This window comes from Vibrio sp. 2092 (assembly GCF_033339635.1).
Taxonomy (GTDB): Bacteria; Pseudomonadota; Gammaproteobacteria; order Enterobacterales; family Vibrionaceae; genus Vibrio; species Vibrio alginolyticus.
Window position 1 is genome coordinate 109,810 of sequence record NZ_JAWOUY010000010.1, and the last position, 25,673, is coordinate 135,482.

At 43.4% G+C, this 25,673-nt stretch carries 26 protein-coding genes; 13 read left to right on the forward strand and 13 right to left on the reverse strand.

Annotation, left to right across the window (positions count from 1 at the left end):
• Positions 1–47 precede the first annotated feature (47 nt).
• The 3 genes from R7P80_RS17340 to fldA all read left to right on the forward strand — a co-directional run bounded on the left by R7P80_RS17340 (position 48) and on the right by fldA (position 1,731).
• On the forward strand, positions 48–815 hold the full coding sequence (locus R7P80_RS17340; RefSeq protein ID WP_115385808.1) for an alpha/beta fold hydrolase: 768 nt from the start codon (positions 48–50) through the stop codon (positions 813–815).
• A gap of 112 nt (positions 816–927) precedes the next feature.
• Positions 928–1,149: a DUF2788 domain-containing protein gene (locus R7P80_RS17345; protein ID WP_005393038.1), complete on the forward strand. Its 222-nt coding sequence runs from the start codon at positions 928–930 to the stop codon at positions 1,147–1,149.
• A 48-nt stretch (positions 1,150–1,197) separates the two neighbouring features.
• Positions 1,198–1,731 carry a flavodoxin FldA gene (gene fldA / locus R7P80_RS17350; protein ID WP_005382146.1) on the forward strand — a complete coding sequence of 178 codons (534 nt, stop codon included), beginning with the start codon at positions 1,198–1,200 and terminating at the stop codon, positions 1,729–1,731.
• A 52-nt stretch (positions 1,732–1,783) separates the two neighbouring features.
• On the opposite strand, the gene R7P80_RS17355 is transcribed toward fldA, so the two are convergent.
• A complete protein-coding gene (locus tag R7P80_RS17355) occupies positions 1,784–2,287 on the reverse strand; it encodes a DUF4442 domain-containing protein (RefSeq protein ID WP_005382144.1) in 504 nt (167 codons plus the stop codon).
• A 200-nt stretch (positions 2,288–2,487) separates the two neighbouring features.
• Here R7P80_RS17355 and fcrX point away from each other — a divergent pair, with 200 nt between their 5' ends.
• Positions 2,488–2,937, forward strand: coding sequence for a ferric iron uptake transcriptional regulator FcrX (gene fcrX / locus R7P80_RS17360; RefSeq protein WP_005382141.1), 450 nt, complete (start codon positions 2,488–2,490; stop codon positions 2,935–2,937).
• A gap of 220 nt (positions 2,938–3,157) precedes the next feature.
• Here the strand turns inward: fcrX and glnS are convergent, their stop codons facing one another.
• Both glnS and nagE read right to left on the reverse strand, forming a co-directional pair.
• Entirely contained in the window at positions 3,158–4,828 is a 1,671-nt protein-coding gene (glnS, locus tag R7P80_RS17365; protein ID WP_005382124.1) for a glutamine--tRNA ligase, read from the reverse strand.
• A 276-nt stretch (positions 4,829–5,104) separates the two neighbouring features.
• Entirely contained in the window at positions 5,105–6,598 is a 1,494-nt protein-coding gene (gene nagE, locus R7P80_RS17370; RefSeq protein WP_104978886.1) for an N-acetylglucosamine-specific PTS transporter subunit IIBC, read from the reverse strand.
• A gap of 489 nt (positions 6,599–7,087) precedes the next feature.
• Between nagE and nagA the strand changes: the two genes are divergently transcribed.
• The 4 genes from nagA (at position 7,088) to asnB (ending at position 13,007) form a co-directional block, all read left to right on the forward strand.
• A complete protein-coding gene (gene nagA, locus R7P80_RS17375) occupies positions 7,088–8,224 on the forward strand; it encodes an N-acetylglucosamine-6-phosphate deacetylase (protein ID WP_104978885.1) in 1,137 nt (378 codons plus the stop codon).
• A 2-nt stretch (positions 8,225–8,226) separates the two neighbouring features.
• Positions 8,227–9,441 carry a DNA-binding transcriptional regulator NagC gene (gene nagC / locus R7P80_RS17380; RefSeq protein ID WP_005382105.1) on the forward strand — a complete coding sequence of 405 codons (1,215 nt, stop codon included), beginning with the start codon at positions 8,227–8,229 and terminating at the stop codon, positions 9,439–9,441.
• Positions 9,442–9,522: 81 nt separating this feature from the next.
• Complete coding sequence (locus tag R7P80_RS17385) at positions 9,523–11,112, forward strand: cation:proton antiporter family protein (RefSeq protein WP_213891933.1); 1,590 nt, start codon at positions 9,523–9,525, stop codon at positions 11,110–11,112.
• A 230-nt stretch (positions 11,113–11,342) separates the two neighbouring features.
• Positions 11,343–13,007: an asparagine synthase B gene (asnB, locus tag R7P80_RS17390; protein WP_005384979.1), complete on the forward strand. Its 1,665-nt coding sequence runs from the start codon at positions 11,343–11,345 to the stop codon at positions 13,005–13,007.
• Between the two features lie 114 nt (positions 13,008–13,121).
• Here asnB and rfaH read toward each other — a convergent pair whose 3' ends face one another.
• Entirely contained in the window at positions 13,122–13,622 is a 501-nt protein-coding gene (rfaH, locus tag R7P80_RS17395; RefSeq protein WP_005382098.1) for a transcription/translation regulatory transformer protein RfaH, read from the reverse strand.
• A 333-nt stretch (positions 13,623–13,955) separates the two neighbouring features.
• Here rfaH and R7P80_RS17400 point away from each other — a divergent pair, with 333 nt between their 5' ends.
• Positions 13,956–15,344: a peptide MFS transporter gene (locus tag R7P80_RS17400; RefSeq protein WP_005382097.1), complete on the forward strand. Its 1,389-nt coding sequence runs from the start codon at positions 13,956–13,958 to the stop codon at positions 15,342–15,344.
• Between the two features lie 49 nt (positions 15,345–15,393).
• Here the strand turns inward: R7P80_RS17400 and hemH are convergent, their stop codons facing one another.
• From hemH to htpG, 3 genes are all read right to left on the reverse strand, one after another.
• Entirely contained in the window at positions 15,394–16,356 is a 963-nt protein-coding gene (gene hemH, locus R7P80_RS17405; protein ID WP_225491773.1) for a ferrochelatase, read from the reverse strand.
• Positions 16,357–16,523: 167 nt separating this feature from the next.
• Positions 16,524–17,168, reverse strand: a complete 645-nt coding sequence (gene adk / locus R7P80_RS17410) for an adenylate kinase (protein WP_005382094.1) — start codon at positions 17,166–17,168, stop codon at positions 16,524–16,526.
• Between the two features lie 320 nt (positions 17,169–17,488).
• The gene (gene htpG / locus R7P80_RS17415) at positions 17,489–19,393 is read right to left on the reverse strand and encodes a molecular chaperone HtpG (RefSeq protein ID WP_225491772.1); all 1,905 of its coding nucleotides are present in this window, start codon (positions 19,391–19,393) and stop codon (positions 17,489–17,491) included.
• A gap of 271 nt (positions 19,394–19,664) precedes the next feature.
• Between htpG and R7P80_RS17420 the strand changes: the two genes are divergently transcribed.
• The 4 genes from R7P80_RS17420 to R7P80_RS17435 are packed head-to-tail and all read left to right on the forward strand — an operon-like array spanning position 19,665 to position 22,172.
• Entirely contained in the window at positions 19,665–20,543 is an 879-nt protein-coding gene (locus R7P80_RS17420; protein WP_017819958.1) for a transcriptional regulator, read from the forward strand.
• Between the two features lie 11 nt (positions 20,544–20,554).
• Positions 20,555–21,070 (forward strand): transmembrane regulator ToxS, encoded by a 516-nt coding sequence (gene toxS, locus R7P80_RS17425; RefSeq protein ID WP_005382091.1) that lies wholly within the window; start codon positions 20,555–20,557, stop codon positions 21,068–21,070.
• A gap of 46 nt (positions 21,071–21,116) precedes the next feature.
• A complete protein-coding gene (locus tag R7P80_RS17430; RefSeq protein ID WP_104978882.1) occupies positions 21,117–21,872 on the forward strand; it encodes a sulfite exporter TauE/SafE family protein in 756 nt (251 codons plus the stop codon).
• Between the two features lie 21 nt (positions 21,873–21,893).
• A complete protein-coding gene (locus R7P80_RS17435) occupies positions 21,894–22,172 on the forward strand; it encodes a SelT/SelW/SelH family protein (RefSeq protein ID WP_005382088.1) in 279 nt (92 codons plus the stop codon).
• A 38-nt stretch (positions 22,173–22,210) separates the two neighbouring features.
• On the opposite strand, the gene yfcE is transcribed toward R7P80_RS17435, so the two are convergent.
• From yfcE to R7P80_RS17465, 6 genes are all read right to left on the reverse strand, one after another.
• A complete protein-coding gene (gene yfcE, locus R7P80_RS17440) occupies positions 22,211–22,756 on the reverse strand; it encodes a phosphodiesterase (RefSeq protein WP_047102892.1) in 546 nt (181 codons plus the stop codon).
• Positions 22,757–22,831: 75 nt separating this feature from the next.
• A complete protein-coding gene (locus R7P80_RS17445) occupies positions 22,832–23,041 on the reverse strand; it encodes a hypothetical protein (protein WP_005382086.1) in 210 nt (69 codons plus the stop codon).
• 149 nt (positions 23,042–23,190) lie between these two features.
• Positions 23,191–23,598, reverse strand: a complete 408-nt coding sequence (locus tag R7P80_RS17450; RefSeq protein ID WP_005382085.1) for a CBS domain-containing protein — start codon at positions 23,596–23,598, stop codon at positions 23,191–23,193.
• Entirely contained in the window at positions 23,595–23,945 is a 351-nt protein-coding gene (locus tag R7P80_RS17455; protein WP_005382084.1) for a P-II family nitrogen regulator, read from the reverse strand. Before R7P80_RS17455 ends, R7P80_RS17450 begins: the two co-directional genes overlap by 4 nt.
• A complete protein-coding gene (locus tag R7P80_RS17460) occupies positions 23,935–24,726 on the reverse strand; it encodes a DUF1538 domain-containing protein (RefSeq protein ID WP_005382078.1) in 792 nt (263 codons plus the stop codon). The genes R7P80_RS17455 and R7P80_RS17460 overlap by 11 nt, the downstream gene beginning before the upstream one ends.
• Positions 24,723–25,457, reverse strand: coding sequence for a DUF1538 domain-containing protein (locus R7P80_RS17465; protein ID WP_104978880.1), 735 nt, complete (start codon positions 25,455–25,457; stop codon positions 24,723–24,725). Before R7P80_RS17465 ends, R7P80_RS17460 begins: the two co-directional genes overlap by 4 nt.
• Between the last annotated feature and the right edge of the window lie 216 nt (positions 25,458–25,673).

Sequence of the window (25,673 nt, forward strand, 5' to 3'; positions counted from 1 at the left end):
AGATCCACGCGGATACTCCACGTTAAACCCATCACGAATAAGATAAAATGTCAGCATTACTCAACTATAAGCAGGAAGGCCAAGGCCAAACAGTTGTTTTGATTCACGGATTGTTTGGTAGTTTAAGTAATCTGGGTCTACTCGCCCGCGATCTTATTAAAGATCACACGGTGATCAGTATTGATCTGAGAAATCACGGCCTCTCTTTCCACTCCGAAGTCCATAACTATACCGATATGGCAAAAGATGTGGCTCAGCTCCTTCAGCACTTAAACGTTGAGCCATCTATTGTTATTGGTCACTCCATGGGCGGAAAAGTCGCGATGGCTCTTGTGGACATTGCGCCAAATGTAGTCAAGCAGTTAGTCGTTCTCGACATGGCGCCTGTTGCCTACACTACGAACCGTCACGATAATGTTTTTAACGGCTTACATGCTGTTATTAATGAAAAACCAACAAATCGACAGCAAGCCATGGATATCCTAGCTCAACATATTGAACTCGATGGTGTAAGACAATTTCTCTCTAAATCACTGTACAAAAATGGCGATAAGATGGATTGGCGGTTTAACGTACCGAGCCTTTTTGAGAATTATGACCAAATTATTGGCTGGCAAGAAATCACACCAACAGATATCCCAACTTTATTTATCAAAGGCGGCGACTCTGACTACTTAATGCCAGAACATCAGCCGGCAGTGAAGCGACAATTTAACCATGCTAAAGCACACATTATCGCTGGCACTGGTCACTGGTTACACGCCGAGAAACCGACAGAAGTAATGAGAGTCATTCGAAAATACATTTCGAGTTAACAAATTCGAAAAGCAACACTAGATTATTGAAATAACCCTTCTTGTAGTGCATTAACTTTACCGTTTAACAGTGGTATAGTGCGCCCAAGATTTTTCGGCATGAAGGGCTAAAATGCTTTACGACTATATGGATATGCTCGAGTCTATTGGACTCGATCTTCTTTTTGCTGCTATCTTTTTTTTCATCGGGATGGCGATAAAAGATGTACTAAAGCAAGGCAATGTACCTGTTTTTGGTCGTCGTATTGTGTGGTTAGTCCTTTTCCTAGGCTGTGCTGGCTTTATTGCAAAAGGTGTAATTCAGCTAACTTGGGAAGGCTCAGGGTTAGGTTAAACCCTTAGTAGCATCGCCAATAACAAACAATGTAAAGGTATAGACTCTATGGCAAGTGTAGGTATCTTCTTCGGTAGCGACACAGGTAATACTGAAGCCGTTGCAAAGATGATTCAAAAGCAACTAGGTAAACATCTAGTTCACGTTCAAGACATCGCGAAAAGCAGCAAAGAAGACATTGATAACTTCGATCTTCTTCTTCTAGGTATCCCAACTTGGTACTACGGCGAAGCACAATGTGATTGGGATGACTTCTTCCCTGAGCTTGAGCAAATCGACTTCTCTACTAAGCTAGTGGCTATCTTTGGCTGTGGCGACCAAGAAGACTACGCAGAATACTTCTGTGACGCGATGGGCACAGTCCGTGATATCGTTGAATCTAAAGGCGGCACAATTCTTGGCCATACCTCGACAGAAGGCTACGAATTTGAAGCGTCTAAAGCACTTGTTGAAGGTGACGAAAGCCAATTCGTAGGTCTATGTATTGATGAAGACCGCCAACCAGAATTGACTGACGAGCGTGTTGAAAGCTGGGTTAAACAGATCTATGAAGAGATGTGTTTAGCTGAGCTAGAAGGCTAATCAAATTGAATGATACAAAGACCTCCACTTGGAGGTCTTTTTGTATGTATTGTCACACAGCATCGGTAAGTACTTCCTCTTCGCGATACTGAGGTTTCTTTCTTACATAAAGCTTGCGTTGAACCTCTGAAACCACATTCCCCTGTTTATCTTTTACATGAGTAATAAACTCAGGAAAACACTTTTCTCCATTCCGTGTCATTTGATAAATGTTTTCCAGCATCCCTTCAGTGACCTCAAATTCTGCAAACAAATCACTTTGCCCCGGCTTAATAAAGTTAATGCTTGCCTCTTTATCCCACACATAATATTCCTCTCGTAGAATCCCCATCAGCATCAACGAGTAAATAGGATCAGTTAAAGAGAAAATACTGCCGCCATATTGGGTGCGATTGGCATTTTTATTCCACCAGCGAAGCTTTAAACGTACCTTTACAGTACGGAAGTCTTGAGAAATATGTAAGATTTTAATACCCGCCCCCCAAAAAGGAGGCCAAATATTGAGTGCGAACTTTACAATTCCTGGTTTGTATATCTTCGCTAGTCGCCTATTCATCGCTATCCCTGCCCTCTCCAAGCTTAATGTTACACAATTGTAACTGGTCAGAGCTGTAATATAATGGACCTGTTTCTAATTTACAAAAAGATTCTATTAACCCTTTGAAGTTCGTGGTTTAATGTTCCGAACGCTTATCCTATAATGGTAGGAAGATTGAATTCTGTTAAATCGCTGCAGATGATCCAACGGGAAAGTATATGTCAGATAATAATCAGGCGCTGAAGGATGCGGGTTTAAAAGTAACCCTTCCGAGGCTAAAAATTCTAGAAGTACTTCAGCAGCCAGACTGCCAGCACATCAGTGCTGAAGATTTGTACAAAAAGTTGATTGATCTAGGTGAAGAAATTGGCCTAGCAACTGTTTACCGAGTTCTAAACCAGTTCGACGATGCTGGTATTGTAACTCGTCACCACTTTGAAGGTGGAAAGTCAGTCTTCGAATTATCGACTCAACATCACCACGACCACCTAGTGTGCCTAGATTGTGGTGAGGTAATTGAATTTTCTGACGATCTTATCGAAGAACGTCAAAAAGAGATTGCAGCTAAGTACAATGTCACACTAACAAACCACAGCTTATACTTGTACGGCAAGTGTAGCGATGGTGGTTGTAAAGACAATCCAGATGCACACAAACCGAAAAAATAAGGGTTTGTTAATTTAAAAAGTAAACGTCAGCACATGCTGGCGTTTTTTGTTTCTAGAAGTCAGTACCTTAGACGTCAGTACTTTGGTTACAGAACAAAGGCTACTAAACACCCATCTTTTTTATCCACAGTTTTGCACATCTATATAGCACTCTGTGGGATTAGGTATAAAAAATGCCAGCATTTGCTGGCATTTTCATCACTCTCAGCATTAATCGAGATTATTGATTCTCAATTTTTGCCCAGGTATCACGTAGACCAACCGTGCGGTTGAATACTAGATTATCTGCTGAAGAGTCTTTCGAGTCTGCACAGAAGTAACCCATACGTTCAAACTGGTAACCTTTTTCTGCTTCTGCAGAAGCTAGGCTAGGCTCGACAAAGCCATTGATCACTACTAATGATTCAGGGTTAATAGTAGAAGCAAAATCTTCCGCTGCGCCTGGGTTTGGCACCGTAAATAAACGATCGTACAGACGAATTTCCGCTGGAAGAGCTTTATCAGCTGACACCCAATGAATAACGCCTTTCACTTTACGACCATCTGCTGGGTTTTTACCTAGCGTATCTGCATCGTAAGAACAGAAGATCGTTGTGATGTTGCCTTCGGCATCTTTTTCAACGCGCTCAGCTTTGATCACGTAAGCACCACGTAAACGAACTTCTTTACCTAGCACTAAACGCTTGTACTTTTTGTTCGCTTCTTCACGGAAGTCTTCACGCTCAATCCACAATTCACGCGTGAATGGCACTTCACGCACGCCCATTTCAGGTTTATTTGGGTGGTTGGCAACTGTCAAGTTTTCTACTGCGCCTGCTTCAAAGTTTTCGATAACAACTTTAACAGGATCCAGTACAGCCATTGCACGCGGAGCGTTCTCGTTTAGGTCATCACGAATACAAGATTCTAATGAACTAAACTCGATCATATTTTCTTGCTTCGTTACACCAATACGCTTACAAAACTCACGAATAGATGCAGGTGTGAAGCCACGACGACGCAGACCTGAGACAGTCGGCATACGTGGATCATCCCAACCATTAACCAGTTTTTCAGTAACTAGCTGGTTAAGCTTACGCTTAGACATCACTGTGTATTCAAGGTTTAAACGACTGAACTCGTATTGATGTGGACGGCTTTCGATCGTGATGTTGTCTAGAACCCAATCGTACAGACGACGGTTATCCATGAATTCAAGCGTACAAATAGAGTGCGTAATGCCTTCTAATGCATCAGAAATACAGTGCGTAAAGTCGTACATTGGGTAAATGCACCACTTATCACCAGTTTGGTGGTGCGTAGCAAAACGCACACGGTATAAAACTGGATCGCGCATGACCATGAATGAAGAACCCATGTCGATTTTAGCACGAAGACACGCTTTACCTTCTTCAAATTCACCAGCGCGCATTTTTTCAAACAACGCCAAGTTCTCTTCAACAGAACGGTCACGGTATGGACTTGGTTTACCTGGCGCCTTTAGTGTGCCGCGGTATTCACGAATTTGCTCTGGACTTAGCTCATCTACGTACGCTAAGCCTTTGTTAATCAATTCAATTGCATATTCGTAAAGCTTATCGAAGTAGTTTGATGAGTAACATACTTCACCACTCCACTCAAAGCCCAACCAGTTTACATCTTTCTTGATAGACTCAACGTATTCGATGTCTTCTTTTTCAGGGTTTGTATCGTCGAAACGCAGATTACATTGACCCTGGTAGTCCTGAGCAATACCGAAGTTCAAACAGATAGACTTAGCATGACCGATATGCAGGTAGCCATTTGGCTCCGGCGGGAATCGAGTATGCACGCTAGTGTGTTTACCATCCGCTAGATCTTTATCAATGATCTGGCGAATAAAGTTTGATGGACGAGCATCAGCTTCACTCATCTATAGCACCTCAAAAATATTAGTATTGTCAGAGAAAACGGAACCCTGTATCCAAGTATGGTTTCACAGAGTACATTGTTCCTAATGATCCACAATTCTAAGCAATTAGACAACAAGAACTCGCTCTAAAACGACAATATTTATCGAGTTAGCGTGAAAGCAAAGCAGATTCAAAGGGCCTAAACGAAAAAAGGCCTCCTGCGGAGGCCTTTTGCGATGTTGTAGTATCAATTGTTTGCAATACCAATAACAAACAATCACACCACTATTAAACAGTTAAGCTGGTAGCTGAACACCACTTAAGTCTTCATCTTTAGATACATTCTTCATCTCACCAGCAACAATCTCTGCTAGTGGACCAAGAATAACTTGTAGGTTGTTTGTACCTAGCTTCACAACTCCCATAGCTCCAAGATCTTTCAGAGTTTTCTCATTGATAACGCTCATATCTTTCACAGAAAGGCGCAAACGAGTAATACAGGCATCGATAGAACTAAGGTTGTCATGACCGCCAAGTGCCTTCAAGTACTGACGAGCAAGCTCTGAAGAATTGCTTGATCCAGCCACGCTAGATGAAGCTTCTTCATCATCTTCACGTCCAGGTGTTTTAAGACCAAACTTAACAATCACGGTACGGAACACGAAGTAGTAAACCGCAAAGAAACCAAGACCTTGTACAATGAGCATGTACCAGTTTACCGCTAGTGGGTTACGAGTTGACAATACTAAGTCGACTAGACCAGCAGAGAAACCGAAACCTGCAATCCACTGCATTGATGCCGCGATATAAACTGATAGACCAGTCAGCGCTGCGTGAAGAACGTACAGTCCTGGAGCAAGGAACATGAATGCAAATTCAAGTGGTTCTGTTACACCTGTAAAGAATGAAGCAAACGCAGCCGCAATCATGATAGATGCCACTTTCTCTTTATTCTTTGATTTCGCTGTATGGTACATCGCTAGAGCAGCGCCTGGTAAACCAAACATCATGATTGGGAAGAAGCCCGCTTGGTACATCCCCGTAACACCTACCGTTGCCGTGCCTTCAGCTAATGATTTCGCACCGCCAAGGAAGTTTGGAATGTCATTAATACCAGCAACATCAAACCAGAACACTGAGTTTAGTGCATGGTGCAGACCAACAGGAATTAGAAGACGGTTGAAGAATGCGTAAACACCTGCACCTGCTTCACCCATACCTTGAATGCTTTCACCAAAACTGACCAGACCGCCGTAAACTGATGGCCAAACGTACATCAGGATGAACGCAATAACGATACCAGCAAAAGACGTTAGGATCGGTACAAGACGCTTGCCAGAGAAAAACGCCAGTGCTTTGTGCAGCTCTACGTGAGAAAAACGGTTGTACAACTCAGCAGAAACAATACCAACCAAGATACCGACGAACTGGTTATTGATTTTACCAAATGCAGCAGGTACTTCACTTGGGTCAATGCCTTGAATTTGTGATACTGCACCAGGGGCCAAAAGCGTTGTGACAACTAAGAAGCCCACGAAACCTGAAAGTGCAGCGGCGCCATCTTTGTCTTTAGACATTCCGTAAGCAACACCAACAGCGAACAATACTGACATATTGTCAATGATCGCTGCACCAGCTTTAATAAGAAATGCAGCAAGTGCACTGTTTGCGCCCCAGCCATTTGGGTCGATCCAGTAGCCAATACCCATGAGTATTGCTGCAGCAGGAAGTGTGGCAACCGGCACCATAAGCGCCTTACCCACCTTCTGGAAGTATCCGAGAATGTTCACCTTAAGTTCCCCCTATAGGATTAGATGTTATGTTGAATGACTTATTTCAGCCGTCCAATTTAGTCATCCTAAGTTTATGATATTAATTTTGCTCCGCAAATTAAAAGCTCACCGTTTGTGATCATAATCACCACAATTTGCCCTTTCGGAAGGTTTTTGCTAGCGAGATCATAAAACTTATTTTATTATACGAAAAAATGGCGTTTTAAAGATAATATTCTCGCACTTTATGCAAGGCAGAATCAGTGTTATTTTGGTATCTAGGCGGGTAAATCACTGTAACTTTGCTCTGAAAAAGAATCATAAAAAACCATACAATTATTACTTTTCAGTTAGTTACTATGACAATAACATCGATAAAACGCGACTTGCTGTATGTGACTCGTTATCTAATTCAGTGATACAAACTAAGTACCCATATGACTGAAGCAGTCTCTACTTAGATAACGATATAGAAATTGAATTCTCATCTATAAGGACTAGCTGACTATGTACGCGCTAAGTAACTGTAAAATTTATACCGGTAGTGATGTTCTTACCGATCATGCGGTCATCATCGAAAACGATCTTATTCAATCTATTGTGCCGGTTTCTGAGCTACCTCAAAGCATCGAAGTAAAAGACCTTGCAGGCGCTAGTCTAAGTCCAGGCTTTATCGATCTGCAGTTGAACGGTTGTGGCGGTGTAATGCTAAACGATGCAATTACCCCTGAAACCATGCAAATCATGCACCAGGCAAACCTCAAATCTGGCTGTACTAGCTTCCTGCCAACACTCATTACGTCATCTGATGAAGATATGCGAACTGCAATTGCCGCAGCTCGTGAGTACCACAACAAGTATCAAAATCAATCGCTTGGTTTACACCTCGAAGGTCCTTACCTTAACGTCGCGAAAAAAGGCATCCATAACGTCGATTTTATTCGCCCATCAGACGAAAGCATGATCGACCTTATCTGCGCAAACGCCGATATCGTAGCGAAAGTAACACTAGCACCTGAGCATAATGACCCAGAGCATATTGCGCGATTAAAGGCTGCTGGCATCGTGGTTTCAATTGGCCACACAAATGCAACCTACGCCGAAGCACGTAAAAGCTTTGAAGCAGGCATTACTTTTGCTACACACCTCTTTAATGCAATGACACCAATGGTTGGTCGTGAACCAGGAGTTGTTGGTGCAATTTACGATACTCCTGACGTATATGCTGGCATTATTGCTGATGGTTTTCACGTCGACTACGCAAACATCCGAATTGCTCATAAAATCAAAGGTGAAAAGCTTGTTTTGGTGACGGATGCCACAGCTCCAGCAGGTGCTAACATTGATCACTTTATTTTTGTCGGTAAGAAAGTATATTACCGAGATGGTAAGTGTGTTGATGAAAATGGCACGCTAGGCGGCTCAGCTTTGACAATGATTGAAGCAGTTCAGAATTCAGTTGAGCACGCGGGGATCGCTTTAGACGAAGCTCTACGAATGGCCACGTTATACCCAGCAACAGCAATTGGTGTTGAGGATCGCCTTGGCCGAGTTCGAAAAGGGATGGTTGCAAACCTGACTATTTTCGATCGTGACTTTAAAGTAAAAGCGACGGTTGTTAACGGACAATACGAGCAAAATTAAGCATGAATGGCGGACAGATTGGTAATGTAGATTTAGTAAAACAGCTTAACAGCGCTGCGGTATATAGGCTGATTGATCAGCAAGGTCCTATCTCCCGTATTCAAGTCGCGGACGTGAGTCAGCTCGCGCCTGCTAGTGTTACCAAAATAACCCGCCAACTTTTAGAGCGCGGCCTTATTAAGGAGGTCGCCCAACAAGCTTCAACTGGTGGTCGTCGTGCGATCTCTTTGACTACTGAAGTCAAACCTTTTCATTCGATTGCCGTTCGCTTAGGTCGAGATTACGTACAGTTCAGTTTATACGATTTAGGTGGTACCGCGCTGGCAGAAGATCAGCATGAACTGCACTACACTAACCAAGCAGACTTAATCGCAGGACTTATCGATTTATTAAAAGATTTCGTAAGCCGTTGCGAAGACAAAATTGATCAACTCATCGCTATCGGCATCACTTTACCGGGCCTTGTTAACCCAACAACTGGCGTGGTCGAATACATGCCTAATACCGATATCGATAATCTTGCTCTCGGTGAAATTGTTGGAGAGAAGTTTAATACAGCATGCTTTGTTGGCAACGACGTACGTGGCATGGCGTTGGCTGAGCACTACTTTGGAGCAAGCCAAGACTGCCAGGATTCTATTTTGGTTAGCGTCCACCGCGGTACTGGCGCAGGTATTATCGTTAACGGCCAGGTTTTTCTTGGTTTTAACCGCAACGTCGGTGAAATTGGTCATATCCAAATTGACCCGCTTGGTGAGCAATGCCAATGTGGAAACTTTGGCTGTTTAGAAACCGTAGCTGCAAACCCAGCGATTATTCAACGAGTGAAGCAACTGATTACTCAAGGATACGAATCAAGCTTAACCGACCTTGAAAACATCACAATTGAAGCGGTATGTCAGCACGCAATGAATGGTGATGAACTTGCGAAACAGAGTTTAGTGCGAGTGGGCAACCAGCTAGGTAAAGCGATTGCGATTACGGTTAACTTATTTAATCCACAGAAAATTGTAATTGCTGGCGATATTACTGCAGCACAAGATATTGTTTTCCCTGCAATTCAACGCAACGTAGAGAATCAATCTCTTAAAACTTTCCATAACGACCTCCCTATCGTGGCTTCTCACATTGATAAGCAGCCAACGATGGGCGCATTTGCGATGATTAAACGCGCTATGCTAAACGGAGTTTTGTTACAAAAGTTACTGGAAGACTAAGTTTATACAACCAATTGAGTTACAATCTCGGGCTGTGTTTTCACAGCCCGTTTTTGTATATCAGGAATACAGCTCAACAGTATGGAAATTATTCTAATTACAGCCGCTTTTTTAGCTGGTTTTATTGCGCTTAAATGCAGCCTCCCTCCCCTCGTTGGTTTTCTACTAGCTGGATTTGGCTTGCATGCATTTGGTTACCAAAGCAATGACGTTATTGTCACTCTCGCAGATCTTGGTGTTACTCTTCTTCTGTTTACTATTGGACTCAAACTCGATGTAAAAACCCTGCTGTCCAAAGAAATATGGGGAGGGGCAACCGCCCACAACATACTCTCTACCGCTTTTTTTGCCCTAGCGTTATCCGGCTTAAAACTACTGGGCTTGACTTCGCTAGCCAGTATGGACGGCAGCCAAATCCTGCTTTTAGCTTTTGCACTATCGTTCTCTAGTACCGTTTTTGCCGTAAAAGCATTGCAAGAAAAAGGCGAAATGAACGCGACCTACGGCACACTCGCGATCGGTATCTTGGTTATGCAAGATATTTTTGCCGTAGTATTCCTGACTGCTTCAACCGGAAAAGTCCCAGAATGGTATGCCATCGGTTTGTTCGCACTGCCTTTCCTTCGTCCCCTATTCTATAAGCTGCTCGATAAAGTTGGCCACGGCGAAATGCTGGTGCTATTCGGTATTTTCTTCGCGCTTGTTGTCGGTGCTGGGCTATTCGAGTTGGTCGGGATGAAACCAGACTTGGGCGCGCTAATTTTAGGCATGCTACTCGCAGGTCACCCAAAAGCCTCAGAACTATCCAAGTCATTATTCAATATGAAGGAGCTCTTTTTAGTCTGCTTCTTTTTGAACATTGGTTTATCCGCCTCATTGAGCGTGAATGGCGTCGTTCTCGCCCTGCTATTTATCTTACTGCTACCAATCAAAGGACTCTTGTACTTCGTCACTATTAATCATTTTAAGTTTCGAGTACGTACCTCTTTGCTCGCCTCTTTATCACTATTTAACTACAGTGAGTTTGGTCTTATTGTTGCTGGGTTGGCCTATAAAATGGGCTGGATGCCAAGTGATATGCTTGCTGCGATTGCGGTTGCGGTGTCGGTATCCTTTGTAATTTCCGCGCCACTTAACCGCCTTAGCCATAAAATTTATCAACATTCAGGTAAGTGGCTGCAAGAGACAGCGGTAGAAAAGCTCAATCAACGCGACCAACTCATCAACCCAGGTCATGCCCAAGTATTGATCTTAGGTATGGGGCGTATTGGAACGGGCGCTTATGATGAGCTACGTTCACGCTATGGCAAAATTTCATTGGGTATAGAAATTCGTGAAGACGCTGCACATCATCATCGTTCAGAAGGAAGAAATGTGATTTCTGGTGATGCCACCGACCCGGATTTCTGGGAGCGAATTTTAGATACAGGTCATGTAAAACTGGTTCTGCTTGCAATGCCACATCATCAAGGTAACCAAACAGCACTTGAGCAGCTTAAACGCAGAAAATATAAGGGGCAAATTGCCGCTATCGCCGAATACCCAGATCAATTGGAAGGCTTACTTAAAAATGGCGTTGACGCAGCATTCAATATATATAGTGAAGCTGGTAGCGGTTTTGCTCGACACGTCTGTAAACAACTTCAGCCTAAATTCACACCAATTAAATAAGCAACAGCACTGATATTTTTTGAAAGGCTTTCTATTGATAGAAAGCCTTTTTTGTATAGTTTTTATACCAAACCTTGATCTCATTCACCAAAACAACGGTTGAGTTAAATATTTTCCATACAACAAGGCCTTTTATCATTTTTTTAATCACAAAACGTTGCTTTTTTTATTAGTAATGGCAAATTTAAACCATACCGATTAGAAATTGTTTAGTTTAGTAAGGATGTAGTATGTGTTCAGTATTTGGCATTTTAGACATTAAAAGCGATGCAGCCGCATTGCGCCCTATCGCATTAGAGATGTCGAAAAAACTTCGTCACCGTGGCCCAGACTGGTCTGGGATTTACTCTTCAGAGCGTGCTATTTTAGCGCACGAGCGCTTGGCGATTGTTGGTCTAAATAGTGGTGCACAGCCGCTATACAGCCCTGATAAGAAGCTCATCCTTGCCGTCAATGGTGAAATCTACAACCATAAAGAAATTCGTGCTCGTTACGAAGGAAAGTACGAATTTCAAACCGATTCAGACTGTGAAGTCATTCTTGCACTTTACCAAGATATGGGTGCAGATCTCCTTGAAGAACTAAACGGTATTTTCGCTTTTGTGCTCTACGACGAAGAAAAAGATGAGTATTTAGTCGGCCGTGACCATATTGGTATTATCCCTCTTTATCAAGGTCACGATGAGCATGGTAACTACTATGTGGCATCAGAGATGAAGGCTCTTGTTCCAGTATGTAAAACAGTAAGTGAATTCCCTCCTGGTAGCTACTACAGCTCTAAAGATACTGAGCCAACACGTTACTATGTTCGTGACTGGAACGAGTACGCAGCAGTACAAGGTAACAGCACTAGCAAAGAAGAATTGACTGAAGCGCTAGAAGCGGCTGTTAAACGCCAACTAATGACTGACGTGCCTTACGGTGTACTTCTTTCAGGCGGTCTAGATTCTTCTATTACATCTGCGGTAGCAAAACGCTTTGCAGCGATGCGTATTGAAGATGATGAAAAGTCTGAAGCTTGGTGGCCTCAACTGCACTCTTTTGCTGTTGGCCTAGAAGGCGCGCCTGACCTGAAAGCAGCTCGTGAAGTTGCCGACCAAATTGGTACCGTTCACCACGAAATGACGTACACGATTCAAGAAGGTTTGGACGCGATTCGTGACGTGATTTACCACATTGAAACGTATGACGTGACGACTATCCGCGCATCAACACCTATGTTCTTAATGGGTCGTAAGATCAAAGCGATGGGTATCAAGATGGTATTGTCTGGTGAAGGCGCTGACGAAATCTTTGGTGGCTACCTTTACTTCCACAAGGCGCCAAACGCGAAAGAGTTCCACGAGGAGACAGTGCGTAAACTGCTTGCTCTGAACATGTTCGACTGTGCTCGTGCTAACAAGTCGCTGGCAGCATGGGGAGTTGAAGGACGCGTACCTTTCCTAGATAAAGAGTTCATAGATGTAGCAATGCGCTTGAACCCAGCAGACAAGATGTGTGGCAACGGTAAAATGGAGAAACACATCCTTCGTGAGTGCTTCGAGCACTACCTGCCAGAATCGATCGCATGGCGTCAAAAAGAGCAGTTCTCTGATGGCGTTGGCTACAGCTGGATCGATACGCTGAAAGAAGTAGCAGAACAGAAAGTGACAGACCAGCAGATGGAAACAGCTCAATATCGATTCCCATACAACACGCCAACGACAAAAGAAGGCTACGTGTACCGTGAAATCTTTGAAGAGTTATTCCCACTTCCATCAGCAGCAGAGTGTGTACCAGGAGGCCCTTCAGTAGCGTGTTCTTCAGCGAAGGCGATTGAATGGGATGAATCGTTCCAAAACTGTGTTGACCCATCAGGTCGTGCAGTACAGACCGTTCACAACGACTCATACTAATTCTCTACGATAAAGATAAGGGTCGGTTCGTCCAACCCTTTTAAAACAGACAGAAAATTAGATACGATCAAAAAGAGGTGCTTTGCACCTCTTTTTATGTTTGATGGAATTAGGCTATTTTAAATCTAAATCACTATTGTCTATGCTGACAGGCACACGCTTGGTGATCATCTGAACTAGCATAATTGAGCGTTTCTCACCATCTTGTTCTTGGAAGATGGCATCTATGCCCGCAAATTGACCGCTTTTAACTCTAATTTGATCGCCTGGTTTTGGCATACATTCAGAAACGGTATTGTCATTACAACACTTTTCTAGCTGCATCAATTCGAAGACCAAGTCACCTTGAACTTCTTTCGGTTGAGCACCAAAACGCACAAAGTCAACAACACCTCGAGTAGAGCGGACTGAGGTGAAGTTTGGCCCTTGCTCATAATCAAAGTAAGCGAATACGTAACAAGGAAACAGCGGTTCCTCGACTTTTTGTCTTTTACCGCGCAAAATCTTCTCAACTTCTACAGTTGGATAAAAGCACTCTACACCTTGATTTTCAAGGTGTTGTTTCGCCCTAACCTGCTCCCCACGTTTACAATAAAGTAGATACCAACGTTTCATCTTTTTACTAGCCAATTCTATTTTGTTTTTATCCTAGCATTAAGCCAAAGTTGAGTCATTGATATTCAGTTTATCTATAAAAGTATGATTATACATCGCTCGCATTAACGACATTTTTCAGTAACTTACGATAAAGAAGTCCATAGGCAAAAATGGAAATTAAGTTTGTAACACAACCAATACACCATCATATAATCTGCAAATCCAATAAAAAACAGCCACTTAACAAACAAAAATAGTTGAATGGCAAAATTTTATTATTTGTCACTCGTTGAATTGCATTGTATACGTAGAAGTCGTTAAAAAATGTAATAACTATTATTAGAAGAGCTTATGTCAAACCAACATCAATATTTTGGTCATCCACGTGGCCTGTTCTTATTGTTCGGTACAGAACTGTGGGAACGCTTTTCTTACTACGCAATGCGTGCCATTCTCGTGCTTTACCTTACTGATACAACAATGAATGGCGGCCTTGGCTGGTCAACCAAAGACGCATTAGACCTATACGGCATATACACAGGGCTTGTGTATATCACGCCTCTTATCGGTGGTTACCTAGCAGATAACTATTTAGGTCAACGTCGCTCAATTTTGCTTGGTGGCGCGTTAATGGCCATCGGCCAGTTTACTCTTGCACTTCCTGCTGATGCTTTAGGTATTGGTTCGCTACACAGTTTCTATTTAGGTCTTGGCCTACTTATCACTGGTAACGGTCTCTTTAAGCCAAATATCTCAACCATGGTTGGCGACCTTTATCAAGAAGGTGACAACCGTCGTGACGGCGCATTCACTATCTTTTATATGGGTATCAACTTAGGTGCATTACTTGCCGGCGTCGTTTCTGGCTCTGTGACAACCTCTTACGGTTGGAAAGCTGGCTTTGTTGCCGCTGGTGTGGGTATGCTGGTTAGCCTAGTGATGCAAATGGTACTGGCTCAATCATGGCTTGGTGATATTGGCCGCGAACCAGCGGCGAAACGAGATCTAAATAACAAAAACGCCACCACGAAGCAGCCACTCACCAAAGAAGAGGTGAATCGACTAAAAGTAATTCTGGTCATGAGCTTATTCACTATTGTCTTCTGGGCAGGCTTTGAACAAGCAGGTGGCCTGATGAACATCTACACTCAACAATATACTGATCGCATGATTGGTGGTTTTGAAGTTCCTGCTGCGTGGTTCCAATCACTAAACCCATTTTTCATTATTACTCTAGCGCCAGTCCTAGCCGTCCTTTGGGTAAAATTGGGTAAACGTGAACCCACTTCGCCAGTGAAATTTGCAATGGCACTATTTTTCTTAGCGATTGGTTTCCTTTGTATGGTTGGCGCAGTGCTAGAACAAGGTGGAGATACAACAGTAAAAACATCGATGTTATGGTTGGTCGGCGCTTTCTTCTTCCACACATTAGGCGAGCTGTGTTTATCTCCAATTGGTCTTTCATTGGTGACTAAATTAGCACCGCTTCGCTTAGCTTCACTTATGATGGGTGCATGGTTTGGCTGTAATGCGATTGCTAACTATGTTGCGGGCTATGTGGGTTCTCACGTAGGCGAGTTAGGCGCTATGGCTATCTTTAGTGGTATTGCGGTCAGCGCAACCGTAAGTGGCGTAATTTTGCTCCTATTCTCTAATACACTCGTTCGCTGGATGCATGGCGCTGAAAATACGCACAGCACGGCAGAGCAAGTAGAAGAGCAGCAAGTACAAGTTGCTTGATCGCTCAACTAAACGTAGAAAGGGTCGCTATTGCGACCCTTTTTTGTATCTAAAGTTTAGATTGAACTAACTCAACCATCATCTCGATATGAAGTTCACTATCGTTCAAACAAGGGATGTAGGTAAAGTTTTCACCACCTGCTTCAAGGAAAATCTCTTTACACTCTTCCGAGATCTCTTCCAACGTCTCTAAACAATCTGACGAAAATGCAGGGGTCACAACATTAATATTTTTCACACCCTTTGCAGGAAGTGCCTCTAGGGTCTTATCGGTATAAGGTTGAAGCCACTCTTCTCTCCCAAATCGGGACTGATACGTCATGCCAATTTGTTGTTCGCTTAAACCTAACGCTTTCCCAAGCAAGCGAGTCGTCTCTTCACAATGCTGTGGGTAAACATCACCATTGTTAGCATAGCGTTTTGGAATACCATGATAAGAACACAGCAGGTAATCTCCCTGACCATTCTTTTGCCAATGTTCACGAACTGAATGCGCTAACGCTTCAATATATTTCGGGTGATTGTAATAATCACGAATAAAGCTAAAGCTTGGCATCACAGGCAGGTTTTTAAATGCTTTAGTGATTCCGTCAGAAACCGCTGCCGTTGTTGTTCCCGAGTATTGCGGATACAACGGTAAAACAATGACTTCATCAACGCCTTGCGCCAATAGGGCTTCAAAGCCTGATTGCAAACTTGGGTTACCATACGTCATACCAAGCTCTACAGGTATATCAAGCTTTTGTGCTAACTTTTCAGTTTGGCGTTTAGAGTACACCATCAACGGCGAGCCCTCTTCCATCCATACTGATTGATAGAGTTTGGCAACTTTAGGAGCTCGGATAGGAAGGATAACGCCGTGCAATAGTGGACACCAAAGCCATCGAGTCATGTCTACCACTCGGTGATCATGAAGAAACTGACTTAAAAAGCGCTTTACGGCAGGAGCGGTTGGTGCGTCAGGAGTTCCCAGGTTAACTAGGAGTACACCCTGTTTATTATTCTCTTTCATAACATCCTATTCATGGTAAACGGCTTGGTTCATATATTTAAGTAACCTCGAAGTAACGAATAGCCGAGCTGAAGTTAATTAGATATATGTTTACGAGTAAACTAAAAAAAGCGACCACTTGGGCCGCTTTCAATATATCAAAATATTAAATTTTTGACTTCAGCAAATTAAGATAGTGCTTTCTCGATATCCGCACTAACTTCAGCTACTTGCTTAGTACCATCAAACTTAAGGTACTTAGTCTTGCCTGCTTCAGCTTCTTTGCCGTAGTAGTTGATTAGCGGTGCAGTTTGCTCGTGGTAAACACCTAGACGAGCACGTACTGTTTCTTCTTTGTCATCATCACGAACAACAAGATCTTCACCAGTTACATCATCTTTACCTTCCACTTTAGGCGGGTTGTAAACCACGTGGTAAGTACGACCAGAAGGAAGGTGAGCACGACGACCAGCCATACGCTCAACAATCACATCGTCTGCAACGTCAAATTCGATAACGTAGTCTACGTCTACGCCCATTTCTTTTAGGCCGTCAGCTTGAGGGATAGTGCGTGGGAAACCATCTAGTAGGAAACCGTTTGCACAGTCTTCTTGAGCGATGCGCTCTTTGATAAGACCAAGGATGATTTCATCAGAAACTAGCTGACCAGCGTCAATAACAGCTTTAGCTTGTTTACCAAGCTCTGTACCTGCTTTGATAGCAGCACGAAGCATATCACCAGTAGAGATTTGTGGAATACCGTATTTTTCCATGATGAAGTTTGCTTGTGTGCCTTTACCTGCACCTGGAGCACCTAGAAGAATGATGCGCATGATTTATCCTCTTTAATATTTAAGATTTATACCGAAGCTCACAATAGCTGACCTCTTAGACATCAAACCTGAGAAGCACCTGCAACGATAAGTTTCGGTATAACGTATATAGGCGAGCAAAAATACACGCCTTATTACTCACATTCAAGTCGCAGATTCTATCACAGGTTCTCTGAGCAAAGAGTGTATTAAGACTAAAGAATGTTAACAGTACCCTCTTTCACGCCCTATTGATTATTAACTCAGCACTTGAGATGCAAAATTTTGCGACAACAAACAAAAAGCTCGCGAAATGCGAGCTTTTTGATTTGCAGAGGTTATTACACCTTAGTCAAAAGTTGATTAACGGCTCCTAAGAACTCTGTTGGATCCTCAATAGAGCCTCGCTCCGCTAGCATTGCCTGACCAAGCAGAACTTCAACCCAGCGACCAAACGCTTCTTCATCGGCTTCGTCAGCCATACGCTTAACCAATTCGTGCTCAGGGTTTAGCTCAAAGATGTATTTCACTTCCGGTACAGCTTGACCAGCTGCCGCAAGAAGCTTCGCCATTTGAGTGCCCATTTCGTAATCGTCCGTTACCACAACAGCAGGCGTAGATGCGAGTTTGAAGGTCGTACGAACTTCTTTCACACGATCGCCTAGGTAAGACTTCGTGCGCTCTACAACCGACTTGAACTCTTCTTCGGTTTCTTTTTGCTTCTCTTTTTCTGCTTCATCTTCAAACTGACTTAGATCAAGCCCAGCTTTAGTGATTGACTGGAACTGTTTACCATCAAACTCAGTTAAGTAGTTCATCAGCCACTCATCAATGCGGTCGTACATCAAGATAACTTCAATGCCTTTCGCTTTGAACTGTTCTAAGTGAGGGCTGTTTTTCGCAGCTGCATAGCTGTCTGCCGTCAAGTAGTAGATCTTATCTTGACCTTCTTTCATGCGCTCAACGTAAGACGCCAAGCCCACAGTTTGCTCAGAAGAGTCCACTTCAGTTGAGGCAAAGCGCAATAAACCTGCAACTTTCTCTTTGTTTGCAAAGTCCTCCGCAGGGCCCTCTTTCATCACAAGACCAAACTCTTTCCAGAATGATTGGTATTTCTCTTCGTCATTCTTGGCCATACGCTCGAGCATCGTTAGCACTCGCTTAGTACAAGCATTACGTAGAGACTGAGTCACTTTATTGTCTTGTAAGATCTCACGCGATACGTTTAGCGGTAAATCGTTTGAGTCTATTAAACCACGTACGAAGCGTAAGTATGACGGCATAAATTGCTCTGCATCGTCCATAATGAATACGCGCTGTACGCACAGTTTCAAGCCTGATTTGTGGTCGCGGTTCATCATATCCCAAGGTGCTTTCGATGGGATGTATAGTAAGCTCGTGTAGTCGTTTTTACCTTCTACACGGTTATGACTCCAGACCAAGGGATCGGCAAAGTCATGTGATACGTGCTTGTAGAACTCTTGATACTCTTCTTCTGAAATATCAGATTTGTTACGCGTCCACAGTGCTTGGGCTTTGTTGATTTGCTCCCACTTTTTCTCATCTGTTTCCTTGCCTTCGTCATCACGAACGACAGTTTGGATTGAAACAGGAATGCCAATGTGATCAGAGTACTTACTGATAACGTCACGTAGACGCCACTCATTCAAAAACTCTTTACCCTCTTCACGCATATGAAGAATGATGTCGGTACCACGTGACTCTTTGGTAATGTTTTCGATGGTGTACTCACCTTCACCCGCTGAGTGCCATTGTACCGCTTCATCAGCGGCTAGACCCGCAGCGCGAGTGCGCACGGTAACGGCGTCAGCAACGATAAATGCCGAGTAGAAACCAACACCAAACTGACCAATAAGCTGAGAGTCTTTGCTCTGCTCTTCAGATAGCTTTGAGAAAAACTCAGCTGTACCAGATTTTGCAATTGTTCCTAAGTGCTCAATCACATCATCACGGCTCATACCGATACCGTTATCAGAAATGGTTAAGGTATTTGCGCTTTCATCAAACGACAGTTTCACGCAAAGGTCTGCATTACCTTCGTATAGATCTGGGTTAGATAACGCCTGAAAGCGCAGTTTGTCTGATGCATCTGATGCGTTAGAGATCAGCTCGCGCAAAAAGATCTCTTTATTTGAATAAAGAGAATGGATCATTAAATGCAGTAGTTGTTTTACTTCTGATTGAAAACCACGAGTTTCTTTATTTTGAGATACGGTTTCGCTCATGTGTGCTCCATAACATCTAAACTAATTGGCTTTTTCATAGGGACAAGTTTGTGACTTTCCCCTTGAAATCACCTTACCGAGATGTCATTTAACATGTGGCTGACAAATGTAAATTCAAGGTCAATATTGCTAAAAACGGTGTTTTTTTAGAAAATTTTAATTATCCTACCCGTCTAAAAGCATCTAAAATGTCGTGCGCACTCCAAGCGCCCCGGTAATTTTGTGACATAAATCACCATAATTACAACATCATCCATCTAAGAAGAACTAAATGACTAACATTGGCACCAAATTTCTACTTGCTCAAAGGTTCACCTTTGATCCAAATAGTAATTCGCTCGCTGACCAACAAAACGGCAACGACGTTGTACGATTAGGAAGCAACGAAAGCCGTATACTTCTGATGTTGGCAGAGAGACCAAACGAAGTTTTAACCCGTAACGAGCTTCACGAGTTTGTTTGGCGTGAGCAAGGTTTTGAGGTGGATGACTCAAGCCTGACTCAAGCGATTTCTACTCTGCGTAAGATGTTGAAGGATTCAACAAAATCTCCAGAGTTTGTTAAAACGGTACCTAAACGTGGCTACCAACTCATTTGTTCAGTGGAACGCTTGAGCCCATTTTCTACTGACTCTAACACTGACGTTGAAGAAACCGCTTCTGAACACGAAGCGCCAGCAGTGGAGTTAGAAGCGAGCGATACACCACCAACAGAGATAGTGACCGATACTACTGCTGATCTTGAGCCTCAAGTAGAGCCGACTAAAACTCAGCCGAAGCCAGCATCTAACACGATTAACTGGCTACCGCGTGTCATTATCTTTTTGTCTCTGCTGCTTCCTGTTTGCGTATTGTTATTCACGAACCCTGCGGAATCCCAATTCCGTCAGATTGGTGAGTATCAAAATGTACCAGTGATGACACCTGTAAATCACCCTCAAATCAACAACTGGTTGCCTTCAATAGAGCAATGCATTGAGCGCTACGTGAAGCACCATGCAGAAGACTCGTTGCCAGTGGAAGTGATTGCCACTGGTGGACAAAATAACCAGCTGATTCTGAACTATATTCATGACAGTAACCACTCTTACGAGAACGTAACACTGCGTATTTTCGCAGGTCAAAACGATCCAACAGACATCTGCAAATAAAGGAGGCCAATATGAAGATTAAATTAGCATCTGCGGTTTTGGCCGTATCCGTTCTTTTCAGCAGTTGGTTGTATTGGGGAAGTGACCTAAAAGTGGAGCAGCTCCTCACAGCAAACGAATGGCAGTCGACCATGGTGACAGTCATTACAGACAGCTTGCCTGACGATACTGTCGGCCCACTACGCCGAGTTAATGTTGAATCAAACGTGAAATATCTCCCTAATGGTGACTATATTCGCGTAGCAAATATAAAACTATTTGCTCAAGGTTCAACCGCAGAATCAACGATAAATATCTCGGAAAAAGGCCGCTGGGAAGTAAGTGACAACTATTTGTTGGTCTCGCCTTCGGAGTTTAAAGATATTTCATCTTCTCAATCAAAAGACTTTTCCGAAGCACAGCTACGTTTGATTACTCAAATTTTTAAGCTAGATGCGGAGCAAAGTCGTCGTATTGACGTCGTGAACGAAAAAACACTCTTGCTCACTAGCTTGAACCACGGTTCTTCGGTACTGTTTAAAAACTAATTTTGATTGGATGATAAGGGGGCAAGACGCCCCCTTTGTTTTGCTTATGGATTGGCTAGATACCACTACTCTCTTTTTCGGTTCACTAATCGCCAACACGCTGGCTTCACTTTCCGGTGGCGGAGCAGGCTTGCTTCAATTCCCTTTACTCATCTTTCTCGGCTTACCGTTCTCCGTTGCGCTAGGCACACATAAGGTGGCTTCGGTCGCTTTAGGCTTAGGCGCAGCAAGCACGCATTTAATATCAGGCACTATTAAATGGAAAGTCGCGCTCTACCTTATCTTGTCCGGTAGTATTGGCGTGATTTTAGGGGCTAACTTAATTGTACAGATCCCTGATGGTATCGCGGAAAAGATGCTCGGTACGATGATCCTAGCGCTAGGTATCTACTCGCGATTTAAGACATCGCTAGGCCAAGCTGAAGTAATACGTAACCGTCATCCTATCGGTTGGGTTATTGGTGGAATTGGCTTACTGTTTATCGGCATCATTAACGGATCTCTTACCGCAGGTTCTGGTTTGCTCGTGACACTATTTTTGGTGCGCTGGTTTGGTTACGACTACAAACAAGCCGTTGCTTACACCATGATTTGTGTCGGCCTGTTTTGGAATGGCATTGGAGGCATTGCCGTCGTACAGGCAGGGGCGCCTATTCACTGGGCTTGGTTACCTGTTTTATTGTTAAGCTCTTTTCTAGGCGGCAGTTTAGGCGCATGGGCCGCGACTCGATACAGTAACAGAGTGATTAAAGTTGCATTCGAAATTCTCACGTTTGCCGTGGGCATCAAGTTGCTGGTTTAAAAAGATTAAAAGGAAAGTTTCATGGATAAAGCAATCATTGATATTTATTACTGCCGCCAGTGCAACTGGATGTTGCGTTCAACTTGGCTATCGCAAGAATTACTGCATACTTTTAGCGAAGAAATAGAAACAATCAGCTTACACCCGGACACAGGTGGTCGCTTCGAAATTTTCTGTAATGGCCAGCAAATTTGGGAACGGAAAAAAGACAGCGGCTTTCCTGAAGCCAAGGTGCTAAAACAGCGCGTAAGAGACATTATCGACCCAGAACGCGATTTAGGACATTCAGACACAAAATAGGGAGCAATTCGCTCCCTATTTTTTACTTAGTAAAACCGTTAAATCATGGTTTGTGCTAATACTTCGCCTTCTGGCGTTTTTACCGTTAGCTTATTGCCTTCTAGAGTACCAAAGCTTCTCGGTAAGCCATTACGTGGGAATGTCATCGAGCCTGGGTTGAATATAATGGCTCCATCTTGCATCTCTGCGACGGGAACATGTGTATGACCGTGGGCGATGATATCACCTTCACGCAGTGGCGGCCGTTTTTCAGAGTTGTACAAGTGACCATGAGTCAAAAAGATTCTCTTGCCAGATTCAAGTAGCACCCATGAGTAATCCATCATCATTGGAAACTTCAATAGCATTTGGTCTACTTCACTATCACAGTTGCCACGTACAGAAATAATTTGATCACTGTATTGGTTCAATAAGTCTGCTACCTGTGGAGGGTTGTAGCCTTCCGGAATAGGGTTTCGCGGCCCATGGTTTAGCGTATCTCCTAGCAAAATCAGGTGGTGCGCACCAGAAGCCAAAAATAGATCAATGGTTTCTTTAGTTGCTGGCAAAGAGCCATGCAGGTCTGAGGCAAAAAATAGTTTCACGACATCGTCTCCTCAAAAAGTATGAGGTCATTCTACGGCATTTTTTTAGCAGCTCAACCTACGACGGTTTGAATACTACTGATAGCGCAATGATTCAATGACCATAGGCAAAACATAGAACCATGCTGCATACGCTGTTCCAACCAACACCAGTATCCAAAACACCATCGACATAAATTTTGATTTGGCTAGATGGTGCAGCGGATCGGGCTCTCCGCATCCTGGACATGCATGAGCGCGTTTTGAGATTTGTTTCTCACACACGGGGCAAGAGACTAAAGGCATGATACAGATTCCTCGACATTAGGCTTAGGGCGCAAAGAATAATGGTGAATTAACACATATGCAACCTAACATATATTAAATATTTTAGTTCTTTGTAACAGTCGCTGACTTGAGAAAAAATTCGTTGATTTTTCATTTATATCAACCTATTACACTTCTTCTCGCACCATACCATTGATGACAATATTGTTATAACTCACCATCCCAATGACCTCGCCACTTTCAATGACCGGCGCTCTGCTTATGCCAAATCGCTCAAACAAACGGGCACAATATTTTACGTTCATATCTGGTTCGACACACAAAGCGGGCTTGGTCATGATTTCATAAATATTTGTGCGCTGAGGAGAACGATTATTCGCCAGCACCTTTTTGGCGATATCATTCATCAACACGATGCCATATTCATCATTATCATCTCGCTTTTTCACCACCAGCGCTTTGACTTGGTATTTTTTCGCTAGCGTTATGCCTTCGTATACGGTCATCAGTCCATCAACCATTACATACGTTGCCGCCATAACATCTCGAACTCTAATTATCGTTTGATCACTCATAATTCATCCTCGACTACTTTGGTCAATGTCTCGACTTGATGCGCGACACCGACTGCATCTTCAATATCGATCTGAATAGCAATCCCCTGTCCCGACTCTCTGTCAAATTCACCAACCTCATTAATGGTTTCTAATATGTGTCGAGAGAGATGTTCCTCGACCACAAACAGCAGCACATCTTTTTGCACTTCTAGCGTTAAACCAAAAAACGTTCGCTTTTGATTTAAACCTTGCCCGCGAGCATTGTTAATCACTGTTGCACCGGTCGCACCAGCATCGCGTGCAGCGTCCAACACCTTGTCTGTTTTGCTGTCTTCAACAAACGCAAGTATCAATTTAAAGCGCATTTTCTTCTTCCTCCGAGACGTTTTTATTCAGCCACTGGGTTATTTGCGCATAGCCCATCACAGAGATCATAGGAAATAGACTGGCAAACGCGATCAAGCCAAAGCCATCAATCATTGGGTTTCTTCCAGGGACGGTCGAAGCAAGCCCTAACCCTAATGCAGTTACAAGTGGGACAGTGACGGTAGAAGTTGTTACGCCTCCAGAATCGTAGGCGAGTGGAACAATAAGCTTAGGAGCGTAAAACGTTTGAATCACAACGACGATGTAACCCGCGATGATGTAATAATGAATGGGATCGCCCACGACAATCCGGTAACTCCCTAATGCAATACCAATTGCCACCCCAAACGCAACGGCTACGCGCAAGCCGTTAATACTGATACTGCCTCCAGAGACTTGGTTTGCTTTTATCGCTACAGCGATTAAAGAAGGCTCTGCAATCGTGGTACTAAAGCCTATAAAAAAGGCGAAGGTGTAAACCCAATAATAGTCGACCCACATTAAGGCTTTCCCTACCGATACTTTGAACTCTTGTAAAAACTCCGGCGCCGTTAATTGCACAGCCATCGTCTCCCCAAGTGGAAACAACGCCATTTCTAATCCAAGTAAAAAAAGAGCTAACCCGAAAATCACATAAACGAACCCAAGCAAAACTTTCTTAAGGTTGCTAACAGGACGCCTTAACACCGCTAACTGAAAACCAAAAATAATGCTGGCGATGGGAACGACGTCTCGAACGGTCGATAACAAAGTGTCTAGGAAATGATCAATTGAAATCATATTACGACCATTCCGTAAACCATCACAAACATCATCGGTAACAGCGAGGCAAAAGCGATTAAACCAAAGCCATCCACCATAGGGTTACGCCCTTTAATAGAAGACGCTAAACCGACACCCAGTGCAGTGACCAAAGGTACTGTTATGGTGGACGTGGTTACACCTCCGGAATCGTAAGCAACGCCAATAATGGCTTCAGGTGCAAACCACGTCAGTATTACAACGCCGACGTAGCCGCCGATGATCATGTAATGAATTGGCCACCCTTTTAAGATGCGCAGAACGCCAATAACGATAGCGATCCCCACAGAAAGTGCCACCGTTACTCGTAGCCCTTGTCCATAATCCTGCATGGATTGCTCTGAGTTTGTGATCATCCCTCCTTCTGCCGCAACTTCTGATGCTTCTTCTGCTACGGCCGTTAATGCAGGCTCGGCGATCGTGGTGCCAAAGCCTAGACAAAACGCAAAAACTAACAACCAGAATACGCTGCCTTTTTTTGCAAAGGCTTGAGCCATACTCTCTCCGATAGGAAAAAGACCAAGTTCTAGGCCAAAGATAAAAAAGGTTAATCCTAAAACGACAAGCAACAAGCCAAAAAGAATGGAGACCAGGTTGGGCAGCGGCTCTTGCAAAACGACTAATTGAAAAAAAGTGATAACAATGATGATGGGTAATAAGTCACGAGCACTATTGAGGAGCGCTCGAAAAAGCGCAACAAATGCTTCCATGCCTATCCTCCTTGATTATGCAAACTGATTACGCTCGTTCCAATGAGCGATAACTTTTAGTCTGGCATAGATTTCACTCTTCTACCGTGAATGCACTAGCGCCATCTATAACATTTAGTTACATATTTTCTAATATGTGAAGTTAATAGTATCTCTGCCAGCTTGTCACTATCCCAGAAATAATGGTGTTGAGATGATCAAGCTAAGCACAAAACG

Bases quoted from the DNA above. Each gene is read 5' to 3' on its own strand.
- R7P80_RS17430 (WP_104978882.1), top strand. From the start codon at position 21,117: ATGGATTGGCTAGATACCACTACTCTCTTTTTCGGTTCACTAATCGCC.
- R7P80_RS17455 (WP_005382084.1), bottom strand. From the start codon at position 23,945: ATGCGCTTTAAATTGATACTTGCGTTTGTTGAAGACAGCAAAACAGAC.
- R7P80_RS17450 (WP_005382085.1), bottom strand. From the start codon at position 23,598: ATGAGTGATCAAACGATAATTAGAGTTCGAGATGTTATGGCGGCAACG.
- toxS (WP_005382091.1), top strand. From the start codon at position 20,555: ATGAAGATTAAATTAGCATCTGCGGTTTTGGCCGTATCCGTTCTTTTC.
- R7P80_RS17385 (WP_213891933.1), top strand. From the start codon at position 9,523: ATGGAAATTATTCTAATTACAGCCGCTTTTTTAGCTGGTTTTATTGCG.
- rfaH (WP_005382098.1), bottom strand. From the start codon at position 13,622: ATGAAACGTTGGTATCTACTTTATTGTAAACGTGGGGAGCAGGTTAGG.
- R7P80_RS17355 (WP_005382144.1), bottom strand. From the start codon at position 2,287: ATGAATAGGCGACTAGCGAAGATATACAAACCAGGAATTGTAAAGTTC.
- R7P80_RS17345 (WP_005393038.1), top strand. From the start codon at position 928: ATGCTTTACGACTATATGGATATGCTCGAGTCTATTGGACTCGATCTT.
- R7P80_RS17460 (WP_005382078.1), bottom strand. From the start codon at position 24,726: ATGATTTCAATTGATCATTTCCTAGACACTTTGTTATCGACCGTTCGA.
- R7P80_RS17340 (WP_115385808.1), top strand. From the start codon at position 48: ATGTCAGCATTACTCAACTATAAGCAGGAAGGCCAAGGCCAAACAGTT.
- htpG (WP_225491772.1), bottom strand. From the start codon at position 19,393: ATGAGCGAAACCGTATCTCAAAATAAAGAAACTCGTGGTTTTCAATCA.
- fldA (WP_005382146.1), top strand. From the start codon at position 1,198: ATGGCAAGTGTAGGTATCTTCTTCGGTAGCGACACAGGTAATACTGAA.
- asnB (WP_005384979.1), top strand. From the start codon at position 11,343: ATGTGTTCAGTATTTGGCATTTTAGACATTAAAAGCGATGCAGCCGCA.
- R7P80_RS17400 (WP_005382097.1), top strand. From the start codon at position 13,956: ATGTCAAACCAACATCAATATTTTGGTCATCCACGTGGCCTGTTCTTA.
- R7P80_RS17445 (WP_005382086.1), bottom strand. From the start codon at position 23,041: ATGCCTTTAGTCTCTTGCCCCGTGTGTGAGAAACAAATCTCAAAACGC.
- R7P80_RS17420 (WP_017819958.1), top strand. From the start codon at position 19,665: ATGACTAACATTGGCACCAAATTTCTACTTGCTCAAAGGTTCACCTTT.
- adk (WP_005382094.1), bottom strand. From the start codon at position 17,168: ATGCGCATCATTCTTCTAGGTGCTCCAGGTGCAGGTAAAGGCACACAA.
- fcrX (WP_005382141.1), top strand. From the start codon at position 2,488: ATGTCAGATAATAATCAGGCGCTGAAGGATGCGGGTTTAAAAGTAACC.
- nagA (WP_104978885.1), top strand. From the start codon at position 7,088: ATGTACGCGCTAAGTAACTGTAAAATTTATACCGGTAGTGATGTTCTT.
- glnS (WP_005382124.1), bottom strand. From the start codon at position 4,828: ATGAGTGAAGCTGATGCTCGTCCATCAAACTTTATTCGCCAGATCATT.
- hemH (WP_225491773.1), bottom strand. From the start codon at position 16,356: ATGAAAGAGAATAATAAACAGGGTGTACTCCTAGTTAACCTGGGAACT.
- nagC (WP_005382105.1), top strand. From the start codon at position 8,227: ATGAATGGCGGACAGATTGGTAATGTAGATTTAGTAAAACAGCTTAAC.
- R7P80_RS17435 (WP_005382088.1), top strand. From the start codon at position 21,894: ATGGATAAAGCAATCATTGATATTTATTACTGCCGCCAGTGCAACTGG.
- R7P80_RS17465 (WP_104978880.1), bottom strand. From the start codon at position 25,457: ATGGAAGCATTTGTTGCGCTTTTTCGAGCGCTCCTCAATAGTGCTCGT.